This window comes from Pseudomonas sp. Irchel s3f10 (genome assembly GCF_900187515.1).
GTDB classification, from domain to species: domain Bacteria; phylum Pseudomonadota; class Gammaproteobacteria; order Pseudomonadales; family Pseudomonadaceae; genus Aquipseudomonas; species Aquipseudomonas tensinigenes.
Genome location: NZ_FYDZ01000019.1, coordinates 26,492 through 47,139 on the forward strand (window position 1 = coordinate 26,492; position 20,648 = coordinate 47,139).

The 20,648-nt window shown below is 57.9% G+C and carries 18 protein-coding genes; 10 read left to right on the top strand and 8 right to left on the bottom strand.

Features of this window, described 5'->3' with window-relative positions; all coding sequences use genetic code 11:
* Nucleotides 1-42 precede the first annotated feature (42 nt).
* Nucleotides 43-348, bottom strand: a complete 306-nt coding sequence (locus tag CKW17_RS26775) for a hypothetical protein (RefSeq protein ID WP_095122840.1) — start codon at nt 346-348, stop codon at nt 43-45.
* A gap of 445 nt (nt 349-793) precedes the next feature.
* On the opposite strand from CKW17_RS26775, the gene CKW17_RS30895 reads away from it, so the two are divergent.
* Complete coding sequence (locus CKW17_RS30895) at nt 794-898, top strand: prepilin-type N-terminal cleavage/methylation domain-containing protein (protein WP_095122841.1); 105 nt, start codon at nt 794-796, stop codon at nt 896-898.
* 209 nt (nt 899-1,107) lie between these two features.
* Here the strand turns inward: CKW17_RS30895 and CKW17_RS26790 are convergent, their stop codons facing one another.
* Nucleotides 1,108-1,413, bottom strand: a complete 306-nt coding sequence (locus CKW17_RS26790) for a hypothetical protein (protein ID WP_095122843.1) — start codon at nt 1,411-1,413, stop codon at nt 1,108-1,110.
* Nucleotides 1,414-1,852: 439 nt separating this feature from the next.
* On the opposite strand from CKW17_RS26790, the gene gspH reads away from it, so the two are divergent.
* The gene (gene gspH / locus CKW17_RS26800; RefSeq protein WP_095122846.1) at nt 1,853-2,299 is read left to right on the top strand and encodes a type II secretion system minor pseudopilin GspH; all 447 of its coding nucleotides are present in this window, start codon (nt 1,853-1,855) and stop codon (nt 2,297-2,299) included.
* The gene (locus CKW17_RS26805) at nt 2,296-2,904 is read left to right on the top strand and encodes a prepilin-type N-terminal cleavage/methylation domain-containing protein (RefSeq protein ID WP_095122847.1); all 609 of its coding nucleotides are present in this window, start codon (nt 2,296-2,298) and stop codon (nt 2,902-2,904) included. Before gspH ends, CKW17_RS26805 begins: the two co-directional genes overlap by 4 nt.
* A gap of 846 nt (nt 2,905-3,750) precedes the next feature.
* Here the strand turns inward: CKW17_RS26805 and CKW17_RS26810 are convergent.
* From CKW17_RS26810 to CKW17_RS26820, 3 genes are read right to left on the bottom strand one after another with little or no spacing between them, the layout of a single operon-like run.
* Nucleotides 3,751-4,689: a DUF4880 domain-containing protein gene (locus CKW17_RS26810; protein WP_095122849.1), complete on the bottom strand. Its 939-nt coding sequence runs from the start codon at nt 4,687-4,689 to the stop codon at nt 3,751-3,753.
* 31 nt (nt 4,690-4,720) lie between these two features.
* Nucleotides 4,721-5,272: an RNA polymerase sigma factor gene (locus CKW17_RS26815; protein ID WP_007913935.1), complete on the bottom strand. Its 552-nt coding sequence runs from the start codon at nt 5,270-5,272 to the stop codon at nt 4,721-4,723.
* Nucleotides 5,269-5,934, bottom strand: coding sequence for a secretin and TonB N-terminal domain-containing protein (locus tag CKW17_RS26820; RefSeq protein WP_095122850.1), 666 nt, complete (start codon nt 5,932-5,934; stop codon nt 5,269-5,271). Before CKW17_RS26820 ends, CKW17_RS26815 begins: the two co-directional genes overlap by 4 nt.
* A gap of 207 nt (nt 5,935-6,141) precedes the next feature.
* Between CKW17_RS26820 and CKW17_RS26825 the strand changes: the two genes are divergently transcribed.
* Nucleotides 6,142-6,456, top strand: a complete 315-nt coding sequence (locus tag CKW17_RS26825) for a hypothetical protein (protein ID WP_095122852.1) — start codon at nt 6,142-6,144, stop codon at nt 6,454-6,456.
* 128 nt (nt 6,457-6,584) lie between these two features.
* Here CKW17_RS26825 and CKW17_RS26830 read toward each other — a convergent pair whose 3' ends face one another.
* A complete protein-coding gene (locus tag CKW17_RS26830; RefSeq protein WP_095122853.1) occupies nt 6,585-7,025 on the bottom strand; it encodes a carboxymuconolactone decarboxylase family protein in 441 nt (146 codons plus the stop codon).
* A gap of 311 nt (nt 7,026-7,336) precedes the next feature.
* On the opposite strand from CKW17_RS26830, the gene CKW17_RS26835 reads away from it, so the two are divergent.
* The 5 genes from CKW17_RS26835 to CKW17_RS26855 all read left to right on the top strand — a co-directional run bounded on the left by CKW17_RS26835 (nt 7,337) and on the right by CKW17_RS26855 (nt 12,244).
* Nucleotides 7,337-8,770, top strand: coding sequence for a PLP-dependent aminotransferase family protein (locus CKW17_RS26835; RefSeq protein ID WP_095122854.1), 1,434 nt, complete (start codon nt 7,337-7,339; stop codon nt 8,768-8,770).
* Nucleotides 8,771-8,893: 123 nt separating this feature from the next.
* Entirely contained in the window at nt 8,894-9,187 is a 294-nt protein-coding gene (locus CKW17_RS26840) for a putative quinol monooxygenase (protein ID WP_095122856.1), read from the top strand.
* 190 nt (nt 9,188-9,377) lie between these two features.
* A complete protein-coding gene (locus tag CKW17_RS26845) occupies nt 9,378-9,782 on the top strand; it encodes a cupin domain-containing protein (RefSeq protein WP_095122857.1) in 405 nt (134 codons plus the stop codon).
* Between the two features lie 217 nt (nt 9,783-9,999).
* Nucleotides 10,000-10,713, top strand: coding sequence for an ATPase (locus tag CKW17_RS26850; RefSeq protein ID WP_095122859.1), 714 nt, complete (start codon nt 10,000-10,002; stop codon nt 10,711-10,713).
* A 226-nt stretch (nt 10,714-10,939) separates the two neighbouring features.
* Nucleotides 10,940-12,244: a hypothetical protein gene (locus tag CKW17_RS26855; RefSeq protein ID WP_095122861.1), complete on the top strand. Its 1,305-nt coding sequence runs from the start codon at nt 10,940-10,942 to the stop codon at nt 12,242-12,244.
* 56 nt (nt 12,245-12,300) lie between these two features.
* Here the strand turns inward: CKW17_RS26855 and CKW17_RS26860 are convergent, their stop codons facing one another.
* Together CKW17_RS26860 and CKW17_RS26865 are read right to left on the bottom strand one after the other, a co-directional pair.
* Nucleotides 12,301-17,196 (bottom strand): NAD-glutamate dehydrogenase, encoded by a 4,896-nt coding sequence (locus CKW17_RS26860; protein WP_095122863.1) that lies wholly within the window; start codon nt 17,194-17,196, stop codon nt 12,301-12,303.
* A gap of 480 nt (nt 17,197-17,676) precedes the next feature.
* Nucleotides 17,677-19,071: a hypothetical protein gene (locus CKW17_RS26865; protein ID WP_095122864.1), complete on the bottom strand. Its 1,395-nt coding sequence runs from the start codon at nt 19,069-19,071 to the stop codon at nt 17,677-17,679.
* 373 nt (nt 19,072-19,444) lie between these two features.
* On the opposite strand from CKW17_RS26865, the gene CKW17_RS26870 reads away from it, so the two are divergent.
* Complete coding sequence (locus CKW17_RS26870; RefSeq protein WP_038369291.1) at nt 19,445-20,644, top strand: colicin-like pore-forming protein; 1,200 nt, start codon at nt 19,445-19,447, stop codon at nt 20,642-20,644.
* Nucleotides 20,645-20,648: the final 4 nt, after the last annotated feature.

The window sequence follows — 20,648 nt, forward strand, 5'->3', positions numbered from 1 at the left end:
TAGCCCAAGAATCGGACCAAGCCAGGAGCCAGTTTTTTAAGCCTACTTGTTTGGAACCACAGTGAAGGTCCAGGGCAGGGACGGGCCTCCATTACTGTAATCGTGGGCTGTAATGGAGTGCAAACCCAAGGTCAATCCCTTTATGGGAACGGTCCATTTCCCCGTTGAGTCTACAACAGCCGCACCTTTGGCGAACCGGCCATCAAATACTTCAACAGATTTTTCCGCTACACCGCCAATAATCACGCTTGTCTCGTTGGTTGTACCGCCATTTGCGATTTCTACGCCGCTGACTCCTTGGACCGAAACGATAGTTGTGACGATTGCATTGGATTGGGATGTCGACATGGTGAAAACTCCGATAGTGAGATAGATGGGACGGAGTAATTCAACGCTGAAAAACGCAATTTGACACCTGTCAGATCTGACAGGTAGCAGTCCTTTTCCGACGAGCGGTCGGCACCACTCAGGGCCCGGCAGGGTCGGTCAGCACGGGCTACCACGGCCCTTCCGGCAACTATGCCGCACCAGTCGGAGCCTCTCCCTACTCAGCTCTCTCACCACCGCATTACCCTCCACCGCCAGCAGCAGCGACGACCACGCCGACCAGCGCTGCGAGCAGTGCGAGGGCCTGGACCATTTGGGGTGGGGAAACGCGTGCGGTGAAGGTCATGGGTTGAATCTCCTTTTTATCCCTGCTGTCAGCCTACGCGGCGACTCTCTCCGTTTTATTTCACACGCCTTACATGTTGGCCGTGCACGATGGCGCAGGACGCAAAGGAGCGCGCGCGTGATGAACAGGCAACAGGGTTTTACGCTGATCGAGTTGATGGTGGTGCTGGTGTTCTTCGCCGGGGCTGGTTTGAGACGAGGAGCAATGAGCGCTCGATGGCCCTGATTGCGGAGTCCGCATGGCCAGGTTAGGCGGTTGTTGCGCTACGAACGGGTTATTGGCGCTGCAGAGAATCGGCGGTTTCTCAAGGTTGGCGTGCAAGTGTTTGACCGTAGTCAGGAGGCGCTACCGTTAGCCACGCTCGAGACCCCGGTGAACCGCCCATAAAGCTCCTGAGCCTAGCCCAAGAATCGGACCAAGCCAGGAGCCAGTTTTTAAGCCGACTTGTTTGGAACCACAGTGAAGGTCCAGGGCAGGGACGTGCCGGAAGCAGCGTCGGCTATAATGGTGTGCAAACCCAAGGTCCATCCAGTCTTGGAAAAGGTCCATCTCCCCGTTGAATCTGCAGAAACTGCACCTAGGCCTCTTATGCCATCCCGCAGTTCTATATGTTTTCCCCCTTCACCGACGATAATCACGCTTGTCTCGTTGGTTGTACCGCCATTTGCGATTTCTACGCCGCTGCCTCCTTTGACCGAAACGATAGCTGGTGCGATTGCATTGGATTGGGATGTCGACATGGTGAAAACTCCGATAGTGAGATAGATGTGACGGAGTAATTCAACGCTAAAAAACGCAAATGGACACCTGTCAGATCTGACAGGTAGCAGTCCTTTTCCGACGAACGGTCGGCACCACTCAGGGCCCGGCAGGGTCGGTCAGCACGGGCTACCACGGCCCTTCCGGCAACTATGCCGCACCAGTCGGAGCCTCTCCCTACTCAGCTTTCTCACCACCGCATTACCCTCCACCGCCATCAGCAGCGCCGACCACGTCGCCACGCCGACCAGCGCGAGGGCCTGGACCATTTGTGGTGGGGAAATGCGTGCGGTGAAGGTCATGGGTTGAATCTCCTTTTTATCCCTGCTGTCAGCCTACGCGGTAATTCTCTCCGTTTTATTTCACACGCCTTACATGTTGGCCGTGCACGATGGCGCAGGACGCAAAGGAGCGCGCGCGATGAACAGGCAACAGGGTTTTACGCTGATCGAGTTGATGGTGGTGCTGGTGATCATCGGCATCGCCAGTGCGGCGATCAGCCTGAGTATCAAGCCGGATCCGTTGCAGTTGCTGCGCAAGGATGCCGAGCGTGTGGCGCAGTTGCTGCAAGTCGCGCAGGCCGAGGCGCGCGCGGATGGCCGGCCGATTGTGTGGGTGAGTGATGCCAAGGGGTTTCGGTTTAGTCGGCGCAGTGACAGTGGCAAGGGGTTTGATCATTTTGCGCAGGATCCGCAGTTGCGGCCGCGTGCCTGGCAGAGTCCGAAGATGGAGGTGCGGGTGGAGCCGAAACAGAGGGTTGTGCTGAACGCTGAGTGGATCAATCCGCCGCTGCAATTGATGTTGTCGGATGGGTTGAATCGCTTGAGTGTGCTGCGTGATGGCAGTGGAAGGATCAGCCTGCAATGAAGCGCCAGCAAGGGTTTACGTTGATTGAGGTGATGGTCGCGATTTTGTTGATGGCGGTGGTGAGCCTGATTGCCTGGCGGGGGCTTGACAGTGTGACGCGGGCGGACAGTCATTTGCAGGCCAGCAGTGAGCAGAGTGACGGTTTGTTGCGGGCGTTGAATCAGTTGCAGCGGGATGTGGAGATGCGGGCGGGGATTGAGTTGACTGAGCCGAAGAAGGTTGGGGTGGATGATGAGCCGCCGAGCGCCCCGCCCGCTCTGACTGTGCGCAGTAGCGACAGTAAGGGGTTTCGCCTGGACATCATTCGTACGGCGGCGGATCAGCCGGGGGCGTTGCAGCGGGTGCGGTGGTGGGTCAAGGGCGACACGTTGTATCGGGCGGTGGCTGAGGCGCGGAGTCGGTATCCGTTGCCGGCGCCTGGGAATGGGGTTGCTGTTTTGAATGATGTCAGTGATGTGCAGGTGCGGGTTTGGGAGGTGGATAAGGGGTGGCGGCAGTTGAGTGGGAATCGGCGGGAGGATCCGTTGGGGTTGGAGATTCGGTTGAGTCGGGGGACGGCGCAGGGGGTGGAGAAGTATCGGCAGGTGATTGGGCCGTTGGAGTGACATATATCCCTTCTGATCGGATATTCCTGTAGGAGCTGCCGAAGGCTGCGATCTTTTGACTTTGATTTTGAAAATCAAAAGATCGCAGCCTTCGGCAGCTCCTACATTTGGATTTGGGGTAGTCAGTTGGGGGGGTGGTTGGCTGTGAGGGCGTCATCGCGAGCAGGCTCGCTCCTACAATTGGATTGGGGGTAGTCAGTTGGAGGTTGGTTGGCTGTGAGGTCATCTTCGCGAGCAAGCACGCTCCCACAATTGGATTGGGGCGAGTCAGTTGGGGGTTGGTTGGCTGTTAGGCCGTCATCGCGAGCAGGCTCACTCCTACAGTTGGATTGGGTGAGGTCAGTTGGGGATTGGTTGGATGTGAGGACGTCTTCGCGAGCAGGCTCACTCCTACAGTTGGATTGGGTGAGGTCAGTTGGGGATTGGTTGGATGTGAGGACGTCTTCGCGAGCAGGCTCGCTCCCACAGTTTTTAATCTGCGTACACCCCAGCGGCAAAGCCGCCCCACTCAACAGGATGAGCGTTAGCTCGGCTGCAGCTCTTGATCTTGATCCACGAGCGACGTCGGAAGGCTGAGTGGAGGGATTCATCCGGGGGTGGGAGCGCAGCGACCGTTTGGCGCAGCCAAATGCATCGAGAGGAGGTGCAGCGAAGCAAACCGTAGGCGATGCGCCCGGATGGATCCCGCAGCGAAGGAACCCCGAGCTTTAGCGAGCGGGCCGTACGTAGGAGCAAGCGTTTTTTTGCTTACTTTTTTTAGGCGTTTGTAAAAAAAGTGAGTCGCCGTAAGGGCGAAACCCTAAGCAGCCGTTACCGCAGCAACGGATATGTACACGATCAAACCCACTAGCTCAAAACGACGACGCCGCCGGGCAGCTCAGTGCATTTGACGCCATAGGCATCCCGAATCAGCAATGCGACACCGGCGAGTTGGTCGAGGCTGAAGCGGGCCTGGACGCGGCGTTGGCCGAGTTCGCGGTTGAGCAGCAGCAACATGCCGGGGCGATAGCGGTTGATCTCGTTGATCATTTGGCTGAGGGTCGCGCCGTTGAAGACCAGCACTTGTTGGCGCCAGTTCATCACTGCGGCTGTGTCGACGCTTTGTACGCTGCCGACTTGCCGTGCGTCGTAGGTCACTTGCTGGCCCGGTTCGAGGCGCAGGCTTCGGCCTTCTACGTCGACTTCCACCGCGCCATCGAGGCAGGTCACGCAAACTTGTTGATCGGTATTACGCAGGTTGAAACGCCCCTGACTAGCGCGCAACCACCCTCCCCCAGCCTGCATCGCCAACGGCAACCGCGCGGTCTGCACTTCAACTTCACCACTGACCAACTCAAAACCCTGCACACCCTCAGACACTGCACGCTGATTGATCCGCGTCTGAGTATTCAGCTCCAGGCTCAAACCCTGCGCCGGTTCAAATCGGCGCTGCTGGCCGACTTCAGTAATGTAGTCCGCGCCCAGCCCTTCAAAACCACCAGGAATCGTCCCGCGCACCAGCAAAAACGCCGCCGACGCAGCAATCGCACCACCGAGAAAAGCACGTCGACCAAACCCGCGTGGCGCCTGCATCTGCTCCACGGCAGGTTGCAGGTTGTGCCACAACCGCTTGGCCTCTTCGAACGCACGGGCATGCTCGGCACTCTGCGCGCACCATTCGCGCAGTGCCCGGGCGTCGCCCACGGTGGCGCGGCCGGAAGTCAACAGGACCAGCCAGTCAAGGGCTTCGCTGTGCAGATTGTCGGCCGCCGATGGCTCGGCAGGTGTCAGTCGAAAGATGTTCAAACGCGCAGATTCTCAACGAATTGATCGGGCACTATTCAGAAGACGGTTTTCCGGCCCCGCGACCGAACCGCTGAAACACTTTTCTTTCCAGTTTCGCCGCGCAGAAGCCCAATGCAGCTTTGATTTCCTTCTCAACCATGCGCGTGGAAATGCCGAAGCGCTGGGAAATTTCCAGGTGCGGCGCCTCTTCCAGACGCGCTGCGATGAAGATCTTCCGGCGCCGTGCCGGCAACTCGTACAACGCACTGAGCAGCGACTGGATTTCCTTCTGCCCGCCCACCACTCGCGCCGGGTCCAGCGCTTCGTCGCCGATTTGCAGCAGCTCTTCGACTTCCTCGCCGGTGAGCAGGCGCGCATCGGCCTGGCGGCGGTCGGCGGCGATGTTCAGGGCCATGCGATAGAGGTAGGCATTGGGCCGCAGGACGTTCGGCGGCGTCTCCATGCGGTCGACGCGCAGGTAGGTTTCGTGCAGCACGTCGTTGGCCAGATCCTCCGAACCGAGACGCCTGCGCAGGCGCACCCGAAAGTCCTCGTAGGACGTCAGGAACAGTTGGACCATCGAACCTTGTCCGGTGTCTTTCATCCCCCGGAAACTCCTTCCCATTTGGTGCATTCCATGCGTTTTCCTGACGACTCCGGTAACAACAGCAACGTGACCGGCTGACGCAAGGCGCTGGGCGTCGGCCGGTCGATTTTGAGGTTACGAAAACTTTCCACCAGCGCGTTGTCGCGCCGTACATCACCGGTCGAAGTGACCAACCGGTTATGCTGCACCAAGCCATCGCGGCCAACCCAGACCTGCAACACCGCGCGATAACTGCCCGGCCGGGTCAGCGGCGAGCGGCACAGGTTGCGCTCGATCGCCGCTTGCACCGCCGTGGCGTAACTGCGGTTGACGGCGACGCTTTCCGGCGTCTGTTTTTGTGGCGGCGCCGGCACGTCTTCGACCTGCGCCACTTGCAATGTAAATGCATCGTCGCGGGCATAACGCGCCATCAAACCACTGCCGCCGAGCAACCGACGCAGGGCGTCGGCGGCGGTGTATTCACCGTCCACCGCGAGCGAACGTCGGCCGCGACTCAACTGGCTGTCAACCAGCACTGCAACGCCGGTGGCGTGGCTGTACTGATCCAGCGCGTGTGCCAGATCCTGCGCCGGAATGTGCAGCGTCATGCGCAAATCCGCCGGCACCGCATCGGCCATGGCGTGGCCCGCCGCACAGCCAAGCAGCCACCCCAGACACATCCGGCGCACAAGCCTCGTTGAACGCTGAAAACCGTCCGTGGAATTGCCTCGCTGCACGGCTGACGAATCCTTGGAAATCGTCATCCTGAGGGCTGTTTATGAATCTGGTGTGACGGGCGGTGCAAAAAAACCATCACGGGAATTGCGCACGGCTTGCACTAGACTCACGCCATAGCGCGGCCCCGTCGGGCCGGCCAGGAGGCGAGCATGAACACACTGTGGCGATTGAGCCTTGGCGGGCTGTTGTTGATGGCGCTGTCGAGCGCTTATGCCGAGCAGCCGTTGGGCTGTGTCGAGGTGACAGTCGGCGGTTACAAGGCGCCGAATTACGATTGTTTGAGCCAGCAGATGGGCAACAACCCGGAAGGCGCTGCGGCGGCGGAGAGGAATCAGGAAGCGCTGAATGTGCCGGTGAATAAACGGCCACCGAATCACGTCGGCCTCGCGACGCCTGCCGCCACCAGTACGCGGATGGGCAATACCTTTGGCACCTCGGTGAAACCGCAACGCCCACCGCAATGACACCCCACCGATCGTTCCCACGCTCCGCGTGGGAATGCAGCCCGGGACGCTCCGCGTCCCATCCAGAGCCGAACGCAGAGCGTCCGTTGAGGCATTCCCACGCGGAGCGTGGGAACGATCATGGGTGTTCAGTCGCTTGGGGTTTGACGGAAGCTCACGGCCAGGCGGTTCCAGCTGTTGATGGTGGTCACGGCCATAGTCAGGTCGACCATCTCGCCTTCACTGAATTGCTCGCGCGCCTGCTCATAAACGTCATCAGGCACACGGCTCTCCGCCAACAACGTCACCGCCTCCGCCCAGGCCAACGCCGCACGCTCACGCGGGTTAAAGAAGTTGCTGTCGCGCCACACCGCAATCGCATACAACCGTCGATCACTCTCCCCGGCCCGCCGCGCGTCCACCGAGTGCATGTCGGTGCAGAACGCGCAGCCGTTGAGCTGCGAGGCGCGGATCCGGATCAGTTGCAGCAACGGCTGTTCGATACTGAGGTTGGCGGTCAGAGCCTCCATGGCAATCATCGCTTTCATCGCTTTGGGCGAAGCGTTGTAGTAATCCAGGCGCGGGGACATAGCGGTTCTCGGTGGACGGAATGATGAGTTCACCGTAAACGCCGACAGCGATGCATTACAGCCCCAATTGCACGGAAAACCGCTACACCAATCACCATGAGCCGAGCACAAATCCCTGTAGGAGTGAGCCTGCTCGCGATAGCGGTGTGTCAGGCAACATTGTTGTCGGATATGCCACCGTCATCGCGAGCAGGCTCACTCCTACAGGGGATTGGGGCCAATTTTGGTTTTTTCGGGTAGGCAACTATTGCCAATCAAACAACAGCGCTAATCTGGCAGGCACGCCAAATAGCCCCGGGAGCCTCGTCGGTATGGAACTTCACGTCGTGATCAACGGCCGCAAGGATCTCGCCGGTCAGTTGTATCAGCAGTTGCGCGGCGCCATCGAAACCGGGCGCTTGGCCGCTGGCACACAACTGCCGCCCAGCCGTCTGCTCGCCGAGCAACTGGGCATCTCGCGCAAGACCATTTCCGACACCTACGCGCAACTGACCTACGAAAACTTCCTCACCGGAGTGATCGGCAAAGGCACCTACGTCAACGCGCGCCCGGCGCAGATCCAGCGCAAGCAAAGCCACACCGAACTGGCCAGTGCCGAAGTGATCGAGAGCTGGCGCAATCTGCCGGTGTTTCTGCGCCACCCGACGCTGGAAGGCTCGCTGCGCTACGACTTCATCGGTGGCGCCACCAGCAAGGGCCAGTTTCCGCAGGATGACTGGCGCCGCTGCGTCGCCCACGCGATGCGCCAGATGAGCCAGTCCAAGGGTTTCTACAGCCTGCCCGAAGGCCTGCCGGCGCTGCGCAATGCGATTGCCCGGCACATCGCGTTTTCCCGCGGGATCAACTGTCAGGATGAAGACATCGTCGTGTGCAACGGCGCGCAACAGGCGCTGGACCTGATCACCCGTGTGCTGATCCGCCCCGGCAGTCTGGTGGCGATGGAAGATCCCGGTTATCCGCCGGCACGCCTGCTGTTCGGCACCCATGGCGCCGAGGTGGTCGGGATTCCGGTGGATGCCGAGGGCATTCAGGTCGAAAACATTCCCGATGGCACGCGCCTCATCTATGTGACGCCGTCGCACCAGTTCCCGCTGGGCATGCCGATGAGTCAGGCGCGCCGCGAAGCCCTACTGGCCCGCGCTCATGAACTGGGCGCGATCATCATCGAGGACGACTACGACAGTGAGTTTCGCTACGAAGGTCGGCCGACCGATTCGCTGTTCAATCTCGACCAGCGCGGCATCGTCGCCTACGTCGGGACATTCTCGAAAACCCTGCTGCCGGAGCTGCGTTTGGGTTATGCAATCCTGCCGCCGGCGATTCTCGAAGCGGTGATCCGCGCCAAACAACTCACCGATCTGCACGCCTCGACCCTGCCGCAATGGGCGTTGGCCAAGTTCATCGCCGAGGGCTGCCTGCTCAAGCACATCCGCCGCTGTCATGCGATCTACGCCCAACGCCGCGAGCGGATTCTGGCGCGCATGGCCACTGATCTGGCGCCATGGCTGGAGGCGGTACCGGCCAGCGCCGGGTTTCATATGGCGGTGTTCTGCAAGGTGCCGATCGACCTGCCGCTGGTGATCGAACTGGCGAAAAAGGTCGAAGTCGGGCTGTACTCGATCAATGGTTTCTATCATCAGCAACCCGCGAAAAACGGCCTGTACTTCGGCTTCGGCGCCATCGAAACCCTGGACATCGACATTGCGCTGGATCGCCTGCGCGACATCCTCCAGCAGGTCGCCTGAGCGATTGGCCTGAAGATTTAACCGCCGATTGGTTATTGGTGTTCCGGGGGTGCAGGCCTATCCTGCACAGGCGTTATCCCTCAATGAGCAGGATTCGTCCGGCCTGATTCAGGAGTGTGAGCAATGTCCAACGAAGTGATCAATACGGTCGAGGTGCAGGCTGCGGCCGGCCGCTCGGATGAACTGGGCAGGCAACTGCAGAAGATCGTCGAAACCCTGCGCGAAACGCCGGGCTGCGATTCCTACTTGGTCGACCGCTGCCCCGAGGACAGCCACCGCTGGACGGTCAGTGCCCGCTGGCAGTCGGAAGCGGCGATGCAGGCGCATTTCAACCGGCCCGAGGCGCAGGGGTTTATTGACCTGATCGATAGTCGGTTGGCCAATAGCGTGGATTTCAACAGCTTCCCTATTGTTTAAAAGCAAGATCAAAAGATCGCAGCCTTCGGCAGCTCCTACAGAGATCGGTGTAGGAGCTGCCGAAGGCTGCGATCTTTTGATTTTTGGGGCATCTCAATTGGTCACCTGATCTTCCCGAATATTGGCCGTTTGAATGCGCCACCCTGCGGACTACTGTGATTACACCCCCAATCATCACAGGTAACCCGCCATGAAAGCCCTGCCCTTCTTCGCCGCCGCCCTCGCCTTGAGCCTTTGCACCTCGGCCACTTTCGCCCACGACCCCTCAGAAAAAGTCACCGTCCTGCAAGACCAGATGCTGAAAAACGCCCCCGGCAAAAAAGCCATGATGATTGAAGTCGACTACAAACCCGGTCAGTCCTCCGTCGCCCATAAACACGACGGCACCGCCATGGCCTACGTGGTGGAAGGCGAAGTGATTTCCCAGGTCAAAGGTGAACAACCGATCACCTACAAAAAGGGTCAGTTCTGGTACGAGCCTGCTGGTTCCGAACATTTGGTCTCGAAAAACGCCAGCAAAACCAAACCTGCGAAGTTGCTGGTGTTCATGGTCCTGGCCCCGGATGAGCAAGTGCTGATCCCGCTGAAAAACTGATGGCTGTTTAACCAGCCATAAATAAACAGGCGCAAATCGCTGATTGGCGCCTTTTTATTTCCCGGCGCAATTAGTGATTAAGGGTTAAAGCGAATCAGACTATTGCTCAGCTTTTATTACAGCAAATTGTCAGCTTGGCGGGTTTAGTCTGAATTAACTGTCGTCGCCGACGGCATTTCAAACTTTCCGACTGATGTTGTTTCACGGGAGAAACACCATGAAACTTGCGTTCACCAGTGTACTGGCGATATCGGTTTTAGCTCTGTCAGCCTGTTCGGTACCCACCGCCCCCAAAGCAGTTTCCTCGCTGGACACCCTGCTCCCCCATCCCACCGGCCGCAGCAGCGTCACGCAAGTGAAAAGCGGTCCCGGCGTGTCGCTCGGCGTGGTCTACAGCCCGAGCACCCAGACCAACCGCGAATACCTGCGTGACTATCAGGCCAACGCCGGCACCGGTTTCGGCCAGAGCCTGCTGGTGCAGCCGATTCATGACGCCTACGTCGCCAGCTCGAAACCGGACATGGCGGTGGAATGGGTCAACGCATCCTTGCAACGCCAATTCGGCTCAGTGACGGTGTATCCGGACATGCAAAGCCTGCGTGCGGCCAGACCGGATGTGGTGGCGATTGTTGATACCCATAGCCAACTGATCACCTCACGTAGCTCGGATATCAAAGCGGATGTCAGTGCCGATTTTTATGATGCGCGGTTGAATTACATCGGTACGGCGAAAGGTTCGGATGCACGGGCGTTAACGCCGGTGTGGGCGGACTTCAAGCGTTCGGAAGAGATTGTTGCGGATATTAATCAGCAGCACGATGTGCAAGTTCGGGCGTTGCAGAAGTTTGACCAGTCGCTCAACAATTTAGTCGCGCGGCCTGCGGTCAAGGTGTCGATGCTCGACAGCAAACATAATAAAAAACTGTATTGAACATAAGGCTCGCTCCCACAGGGTAATGCGGTCAATTGTGGGAGCGCCTTGCTCGCGAAGGCGGCGAGAACACAACATCCGCGCCATAGAAAAAACAGTCTGTCTACTGTCAGAGCTGACAGTAGACGTCCGTCTCACAAGTCCTTTCAATGTTCTGACTGCGTTGATCCCAAGTCAGCCCTGGCTATCGGTGTCTGCAGCGTTCGCTCACCTCAAGGAGCATTGAATGAATACCTCATCGAACACATCGACTGCGCCAATCCTCGACCCTACTTTCGGCCCTGATGAAACAGGGATCACCTGGCTCCAATATCCCGACGGTGTCAGCGGGATTGCCGGAGGCATGAGCGTCGCACCGGACAACAAAATCCTGATCGCAGCCCGTAGGGGGACGGAGTTTTCCCTATCGCGGCTGAATGCTGATGGCAGACAAGATGACAGTTTTGGCAACCAAGGAACCGTGACGGGTGGATTCGCCCCAGGCTTCCGATCCACAGGCAAGAACGTCCAAGTCCTCAGCGACCGGAACATCCTCCTCGAAGGCTGGTTTGAACTTGAGGAATATGGGGCGCCCCAGGAGCGCGGGCTGGCATTGTTCGACGACAAGGGCGTACTCGTAAAAAGCTTTGGAAATGGAGGGGTCACCGTCATCCATCCCCTCAGTACCCCACAGTACGGACTTTCTGAAGAAGAGATTAAGCGCAAGGGCCCGGCTGCATCCGGTCAACGCGGCAATACGATTGAGTTGCCCGATGGCAAGCTCATGGTTCTGAGCTATCACCGGTACAGCTACTATGACGAAGTGGGCGTGTTGATGAGGCTGAATAAAAATGGATCGCTGGATACAACCTTCGCCGACGGCAAAGGCTACATCCTCATTCAATACCTCGCTAACTCGACCTGGGCAGGCTCCTTGATCGCCCTCAAGGATGGAACGTTTGCCGTTGCTGGAAGTGCATATATCGAAGAAAAAACGTTTGCCATGATGGCCCGATTTGACACGCAAGGTAGCCCAATCAAGGATTTTGGAGTCAATGGCTATATAACGTTTGATTTCGAAGGTGAACTCGACCAACTAACCGATCTGATAGAAATGCCTGACAAGAGCATTATCGGTGTCGGCAGTAGCTATTTGAACGTAGTTTGCAGGAGCGTTTTGGTGTGCGTCGATGCCCAAGGCAAAGCGGTGCCGACATTCAATCGAGGCAAGCCTGTTTTCACGACTTATCCGCAAGCTACAGGAGGAATCCAATGGTCTGGTGCTGTGTTGCGCACCGGTGGTCGGATCCTCACAGTCGGCAACCCCCTGCGGGAGGCAAACTCGCAAATCGTCCTTGCCCAGTTCAAAGCAGACGGCACTCTCGATGCGGCGTTTGGCAATCAAGGGCTACTGATCCTCGATTTGACTGACCACCTCGACATAGCTGAGGCTGTGGCAATTCAGTTGAATCAGATCATTGTGGCGGGTAATGCCCTGTCATCCCTCACGGTCCCGCGCAACTTTGCCTTGCGCTGTTCGCCTCTCTACTGAGGCATAAAAAAGCCCCGGCATCTCACGACACCGGGGCTTTTTCATTCAACCACTACTTACGCCAATTCAAGCTCGGCATTCGCAGCAACTGCAGGCACTACCGCTTGCCCGCTCAACGCCAGGTCCAGCAGTTCACGGTTGGCCACCGCATACATGGCGTAGTCCGTGCCGCTTGCCGCGCGGATTTCCACCAGCATGGCGCGCCAGCGCGAGATCATGCTTTCGTGCTGTTCCATCCACAGCGCCAGACGTGCTTCCACGTCCAGTGTGCCGTCGCCCTGTTGCAGGACGGAGATGGTGATCGCGCGTTGCTGCCAGTCGACATCGTCACGGAACGCTTCACGGGCCAGGGCTTGCCAGTTGTTTTCAACCGGCAGTGCGCTGATCTGTTGCAGGTACCAGGTGATGTCCAGCGCACTGCCCACAGCGAAGTAAGCTTTCGCGACTTCTGCAGGGTTCTGGCCAGTCACGTCGGAGGCTTCGATGATCGGCAGCAGGGTGTACAGGTGCGAGGTGCCCGCAACCATACGCGCCAGCAGTTCCGGTACACCGGCTTCGACGTACGCCTGATAACGCGCCTGCCAGTTTTCACGGATTTCGCCGCTCAGCAGTTCGTCGAGTTTCAGGCCCAGCTCTTTCAGGTGCGGACCGAAATGCGCGACGTCACGGGCAGCGTTTTGCTCGTTGCGACGGGCACGCAGGAACCAGCGTGTCGCGCGACGGCCCAGACGCATCAGCTCGTCCATCAATTCCAGCTGAACGTCAGCGCTGACCTGGTAGTCCAGCGCTTCGATCTGACGGAACCAGTGCGGGAGGTGGAAGATGTCGCGCACGATCACATAAGCGCCAGCCACATTCGCCGGGCTCATGCCGGTCGACTCTTTGAGTCGTTGAACGAAGGTGATGCCCATGTGGTTGACCAGATCGTTGGCGATCTGGGTGCTGACGATCTCGCGCTTCAGACGGTGACGACGCATGGCTTCGGAGAACTTGCTGACCAGAGACGGCGGGAACGCCGTTTCCATGTCGCGGGTCAGGTAATCGTCGTCCGGCACCAACGAGCCCAACAGCTGCTCTTTGAGGTCGATTTTGCTGTACGAGATCAGCACCGACAGCTCAGGACGGGTCAGACCGTGGCCCTCAGCAATGCGCTCGTTGATCTGCTCTTCAGTCGGCAGGAACTCGATGGCACGGTCCAGCTTGCCACGGCCTTCCAGATCACCCATCAGACGCTTGTACTCAGCGATGCGCTCGTAAGCACGGCGCGCCGCCAGGGACAGGGCCTGAGTCTGCTTGTAGTTGTTGCCCAGCACCAGATTGCCGACTTCGTCGGTCATGCTCGCCAGCAACTGGTTGCGTTGCTTGTCGGTCATGTCACCGGCCTGAACCACTTCGTTCAGCAGGATCTTGATGTTTACTTCGTGGTCGGAGCAGTCCACGCCACCGGCGTTGTCGATGAAGTCGGTATTGGAACCGCCGCCATTCAGACCGAATTCAACACGACCCAGTTGGGTCATGCCGAGGTTACCGCCCTCGCCCACGACTTTGCAGCGCAGCTCGTTGCCGTTCACGCGCAGTGCATCGTTGGCCTTGTCGCCGACATCGGCGTGGCTCTCGGTGCTGGCCTTGACGTAAGTACCGATACCGCCGTTCCACAGCAGATCCACCGGCGCCTTGAGCAAGGCGTTCAGCAGTTCGGTCGGGGTCAGCTTGTCAGCCTTGATGTCGAAGCGTTCCTGCATTTGCGGGGAGATCGCGATGCTCTTCGCGCTGCGCGAGAAGATACCGCCACCTTCGGACATGATGCTGGTGTCGTAGTCGGTCCAGGCCGAACGCGGCAGGTCGAACATGCGCTGACGCTCAACGAAGCTGGTCGCCGGGTTCGGGTTCGGGTCGATGAAGATGTGCAGGTGGTTGAAGGCCGCGACCAGTTGCAGCTTGTCGGACATCAACAGGCCGTTACCGAACACGTCACCGGCCATGTCGCCGACGCCCACTACGGTGATGCTGTCTTCCTGAACATTGATGCCGCGCTCGCGGAAGTGACGTTGTACGCCAACCCACGCGCCTTTGGCGGTAATGCCCATTTTCTTGTGGTCGTAACCGGCCGAACCACCCGACGCAAACGCGTCACCCAGCCAGAAGCCGTAGTCGATGGCGATGCCGTTGGCGATGTCGGAGAAGGTCGCAGTGCCCTTGTCCGCCGCCACTACCAGGTACGGGTCGTCATCGTCGTGGCGCACCACGTTCAATGGCGGCACCAGTGCGCCGTCTTTCAGGTTGTCGGTGATGTCCAACAGACCGGAAATGAAGATGCGGTAGCAGGCGATACCCTCGGCCGCGATCTCGTCACGGCTGCCGCCCAGAGGCAGACGACGCGGCAGGAAGCCGCCCTTCGCCCCCACTGGCACAATGACCGAGTTCTTCACTTGTTGAGCTTTAACCAGGCCGAGGACTTCGGTACGGAAGTCTTCTTCACGGTCGGACCAGCGCAGACCACCACGAGCGACGTTACCGAAGCGCAGGTGCACGCCTTCAACGCGTGGCGAGTAAACGAAGATTTCGAACTTCGGCACTGGCTTCGGCAGTTCAGGGATCGCGTGCGGGTTGAACTTGAAGCTGAAGTACGACTTGTTCTGGCCGTTGGCATCAGTCTGATAGAAGTTGGTGCGCAGGGTGGCTTTGATCAGGTCGAGGTAACGACGCAGGATGCGGTCTTCGTTGAGCACCTGAACGTCATCCAGTGCGGTCAGAATCGCTTGTTCCAGACGCAGTTGCTTGTCTTCCAGATCGTCGTCGCTGAGTTTGCGCGCCAGATAGAAGCGGGTCTTGAACAACCGGGTCAGTTCGCGAGCGATGTCGGTGTGGTTGTTCAGGGTGCTGGCGATGTAACCCAGATCGAAGCCCAGACGAATCTGCTTCAGGTAACGCGCGTAAGCACGCAGCAGCGCCACGTCGCGCCACGGCAGGCCGGCGGTCAGTACCAGACGGTTGAACGCATCGTTTTCGGCGTCGCCGCGAACGATGTGGACGAACGCGTCCTGCAGGGTGTCGTTGAGTTGCTGGATGTCGAGGTCGAGGCCTTCAGCGGCAGTGAACGCGAAGTCGTGAATCCAGAACTCGCGGCCATTGGTGTGACGCAGACGGTACGGGAATTCACCCAGTACGCGCAGGCCGAGGTTTTCCAGAATCGGCAGCACGTCGGACAACGCCAGCGGGGTGTCGGCGTGGTACAGCTTGCAATGCAGCTCGCGTTGGCCGGAGACCTGACCGAGCGGCTGATAGAAGCTCATCACCAACGGATTTTTTTCGTTGAGGCTCAGCAAGTGCTGCATGTCGACCACGGCCGAATGCGCGGCAAAACGCTCGCGGTAGCCGGCCGGGAAGCCTTTCGGGAAGTCGGCCAGCACGTTGGTGCCGTGGGCTTCGCCGAAGCTTTCGACGGTCAGTGCAGCGTAGTCGTCCTGCCAGCTGCGGCAGGCTTGCACGACTTCTTTTTCCAGCAGCACCGGGTCGATGTCGAGACGGTTTTTCGGGTCGACACGCAGGATCAACTGCACGCGCGCCAGTACCGACTCGGAGAAGAATGTCCAGAATTCGCAATCGGAAGCCTTCAGGCGCTCCATCAGCACTTGCTGGATCTTCTGACGAACCTCGGTGGAGTAGATGTCGCGCGGCACGTAGGCCAGGCAGTAGCAGAAACGACCGTACGGGTCTTTGCGCAGGAACACGCGGATCTTGTTGCGTTCCTGGATCTGCACGATCGACATGACGGTGGTGAACAGCTCGTCGACCGGGGTCTGGAACAGGTCATCACGCGGCAGCACTTCAAGCACCTGCGCCAGTTCCTTGCCCAAGTGAGCCTTGGACTGGAAGCCGGAGCGGGTTTCGATTTCTTCGACCTTGCGGCGGATGAACGGGATGACCCGCACGCTCTCGCCATACACCGAGGAGGTGTACAGGCCCATGAAGCGGTGTTCCTTGATGACTTTGCCGTCAGCGTCGATTTCACGGATCGACACGTAGTCCGGGTACGCCGGACGGTGGACACGGCTCGGGTGCGCAGCCTTGGCGAACGACAGCAGGGTCGGTTCGCGCAGGTAGGCAACGGCATAGTCTTCGATGCGCAGGTCTTCGTAGGTCAGGCCGGTGCGCAGCAGTTTGGTCAGGCCGAGGAAGGAGTTCTGGTCATACTCGATGTGGCCGCCATCGGCCTGATCGGTGACCACGAATTCTTCGTAGCCGAGGAAGGTGAAGTGGTTGCCCACCAGCCATTCCAGGAAGCTCTTGATTTCGTTCTTTTCGTCGGTATCGACGGCGAAGGCGCTGTTGTCGAGCTTGGCGAGGATTTCCTGCACCTTGGCTTTCATCGGCTCGAAATCGGCGACCGCGACGCGGACTTCACCGAGAACCTGTTCCAGCTCTTTGCTCAGCACATTCAGTTCGGCCGCGTTGGCGCAGCGGTCGATTTCCAGGTACATCAACGACTCTTGCAGAATGCCGTCGCCCTGGGTGCCTTTCGGCAGGATTTCCAGCAACTCGCCCTTGCTGCCACGGCGTACGCTGAGCACGGTGGTTTGCAGGGTGTGGATGCTGTAGCCGCGACGGTTCAGCTCGGTGCGGACCGAGTCGACCAGAAATGGCAGGTCGTGGTGCAGGACTTCGACCGCGGTGTGGGTCGACTGCCAGCCATGACGCTCGTAATCAGGGTTGTAGACGCGCACTTGCGGTTGCGCGTGATCGAAGCGCTCAAGCAGGCGCCACGCAGAAAGAGTACAGCCAGCGAGGTCGGAGAGGCGACGTTGAGTCAGCTCGTCCAGGGAAATGATGCCGAAGAATTGTTCAGCGAACAGCGCCACTTGTGGCAGTGCCTGTTCACTGATGTGCTGCGCCAGTGCCGCTTGCAGTTGGTGCTGGAAGTCGGCTTTGCTGGCTGCGGTGAAGAACGCCATCTGTGGTACTCCGCTTAAGCTTGTTATTGATGGAAAGCGTCGCGTGCAACACCCCTTTCGGGGTTTGTGTCGCCCTGTTCCTGATTCTCGGGCAGAGGAAACAGGGGGACAGGTGGGTGAAGCTGGACGGGACACTCAGGTCACATTCACCTTCCATAGAATGAGCATCTGCAAAAGCGACTGCCAGCGGTGCCGACAATGCCTTTACGGGTGCTCATCCGTTGCGCAGCTTAAAGGGTGCGACAATGTGTCTGCTTGCGGTGCTGCGACATATTCGGTCATTGGCACGTAAACCGAGGGTTTGGCACCGGTAAACACTAGCACTCGTGGCACAAAACGCCGGGTTGCATGCCCGTATTTACGGGACATTCGTGCCAGATGCAGACCTTTTGCCTCTACATATCCAGAAACGAAAACGCCCAAGGCCGTTCTATCGACCTTGAGCGTGGCATCGGGTTCAGCGCCAGCGGTTGATGCGGATCAGTCCGGCAACTCTTCGTATGCCCGGAATTTGCTGATGGTGGAGCAGTCGTAGCACTGCATTTGCAGGGTCAATTTATCCATGCTGGCATCAATATTGCTGGAGTCGCACTCGCGGCAGAAGAGCTGCAAATGGCCGACCAGGTCGCTGTCGAACGCTGCACCGGAAAAGAACTGCGGCACCAGTTCATCGCGCCAGTACATGCCCGGCGACTTGGAGAATCCAGCGCCGCTGTCCTTGAGCACGATGTCATACAACAGTCGATGCATCGCCGATTGCACTACCCGCGAGTCGCGATGAGCGTTTTTGCGCCAGTTTCGTTTGAGCGCATCCTGCGCCGTGCCGAGCATGTTGCGCGGGATGGTGTTGGAGGCGTGATTGCGCCCCTTCGAATTACCCGTGGCGTAGAAGTGAGCGGCGCTTTTCACAGCCAAACGCGCGAAGTAATAGAGCTGACTCACGGAGAAGTCCTGCAACAACTGCCCTACGACCGTTTCAGCGCGAGCTTCGGCGGTAAAGGCAAAGCTCACTTCATTGGCCAGCACATGGATGTATTGGATCGACTCTTGTCGTGCGAGGGTAAAGATCAGTGCGTAGAGCTCGCTCTTCCACGCCGGCTGAACACTCCCGGACAAGTCCTGATAAAGCATCAGATACAGACTGTCACGCGGACTACGCAATGCGCCGTCCAGCGCCACATTGGGCAGCCAGCGCACGGCCAAATAATCGGCGATGCTGCAACCATCAGTCCGATTAAAGGCCTTGATGTCAGAGTCGGTCGCAACCACCAACACGCCAGCCTCGTAAAGACTCTTCAGGATGTCCTCACTGGCTTCATCGGTGGGAGCCAGGCATTCGCTTCTGGAGGGTGCTTTCAGTGGCGCAATCGACTCCAAAGCGCTGCCATTGCCGTCTTCGAGCAAGGCCAATAACGCCAGTTTCTGCACAAACCCCAACGCGGCGTAAGGCACAGCAGGACAAGGTGCGCCGTGGCGAATCTGCAGTTCGGCGCGATCCCGTTGAGCCTGGGCTGCCAATTGTTGTTGGTGAGCCTTGAAACATTCCTTGCACGTACAAGGTGAGCGCCGTCCATAGAGACTGGCTGCAATATATCGATGCTCACACCGCACGCATTTAAACGGATCACGCAAGGAAATCGGCGTGCCTCTGGCGTGACGACGAACCCACATCGGCAAATCGCAATATGGGCAAGTGAGATCCGGGCTGACAATCGGCGGCAGTACCTTGAGCAAACTGCGAACAGTCGCCGGAATCTGAAACTCGGTCATGAGTACGGCAGTTTTTTCTCCATCCAGATAACGTTGATAAATCAGCTCGATCTGTTCGTCGGACAAGTGCGCTATTTCTTCGGCACGTTCGAAATACTGATGCATGAAAAGAGATCCTTTTTTCAGTTTTACATACGCACTCCTTTGCGTTCGAACGGCGAAAATAATCGTATCCGCGTGACTAAAACAAGCATGCAAACAGAATTTCTCCGTGAAATTTCGTCACGATAAAAAATCCTACAACTGCATCAGATATTTCATCGCAGACAATTAGAAAATAACGCAGGAATTTTCCTACCACAGCTCTCCTATTGAAAAAACAAAAACCAGCAAGCATCACTTACCAAAGCTCACAACCCGACAAGAATTGTCTCACACAATTAAAAGACCAGGCCCTACAGAATATCTTTGCCAGCAGCGCTAATAATATTAGACCGAACCACGGAACAGGTTCTTTATCAGGAAAAGGAGTCAGCACATGAGACAACTGGAACTTCCGACAACTGTATTTTATGGCGACGGCACATGGGAAATAATCAATCTGAACCCAGGCTCCATTCGCGGTGACATTCTAAAGAATTATCCGCTTGGTAATCCAATGCATGGATTTACACTGGCCATCGAAAGCGACTATCTCGCGCAACAACAAAACCTTGAGCACAACTTGCAAATAGAGCTCAATCTGGCAGACAGCCGACAGCCACCATTGATTGATGCAACCCCGCAAGCATGGCTCGACAGAGCAACCAACACCGTCAACGAGTTACTCTTTCAGAAGAATACGGCACTGCAACAAAAGCTGAGAGACGTGCAGACTTCTCGACAGCATGCAAAGTTGCAAGCGACTTATGATGCGATGCTGTTGAATGCGCAAATTTCCAGCCTTCAATCAAGACAAGCACAACTGTATGCCGAGATAGCCCGTCGACAGGCCGAGGCGCTTGCGCAACAACAGGCTGCCGAAGCGGCGCGACGTGCTGAAGAAGCTCAGAGACACGCGGCAGAACAAGCTCATTTGGCCGCTCTGGCGGAAGCTCAACGACAGGACGACGAAAAAAAGCGAATTGCGGCCGAAGCAGAAGCCAAACGCATTGATGACTACAAACGCGCGGTGGCTTTCGTCGCCGACGCGAACAAATACATCTTCGAGAAATATGGCGCCAATCTGCACCAGGTGGTCATGGATCTGCAAAAGGATATTTCGGGGAAGAAGATCAGAAGCTATGCGGAGGCGATGCAGACTTTTGAAACAGTGCGGACCAATCCCAATGCGCGGCTCAGTCCGCAGGATACGCGTGCGGTTGTGGACGCGCTCAATGCGCTGGATAAAGCGACCTATATGGACAGTGTCAATAAGCTCGCCAAGGGGTTTGGCGTGACCGGAAAAATCGTTCAGGCCCATTCGGTGATCGAAAAGACGGTCATTGGCTTCCGGGACGGTAACTGGAAGCCCTTGATTCTGGAGCTTGAGAGTATCGCGCTCGGCGTGGGTGCTGGCGCGGCGGTGGCGACATTGCTCGCAGTGTTCAGCCCGGGTTTCGCCGCTAGCGCAATAGGTATCGTTGCCGTTGGCGTAGCGATTGCCACAATCGCATCTCTTTTAAATGCCAATAATGTAGAAAAAATAAACGCTTTCATCTCTGACCACCTAGAAACTGCACTGAAAGATCAGCGCTAAAGTC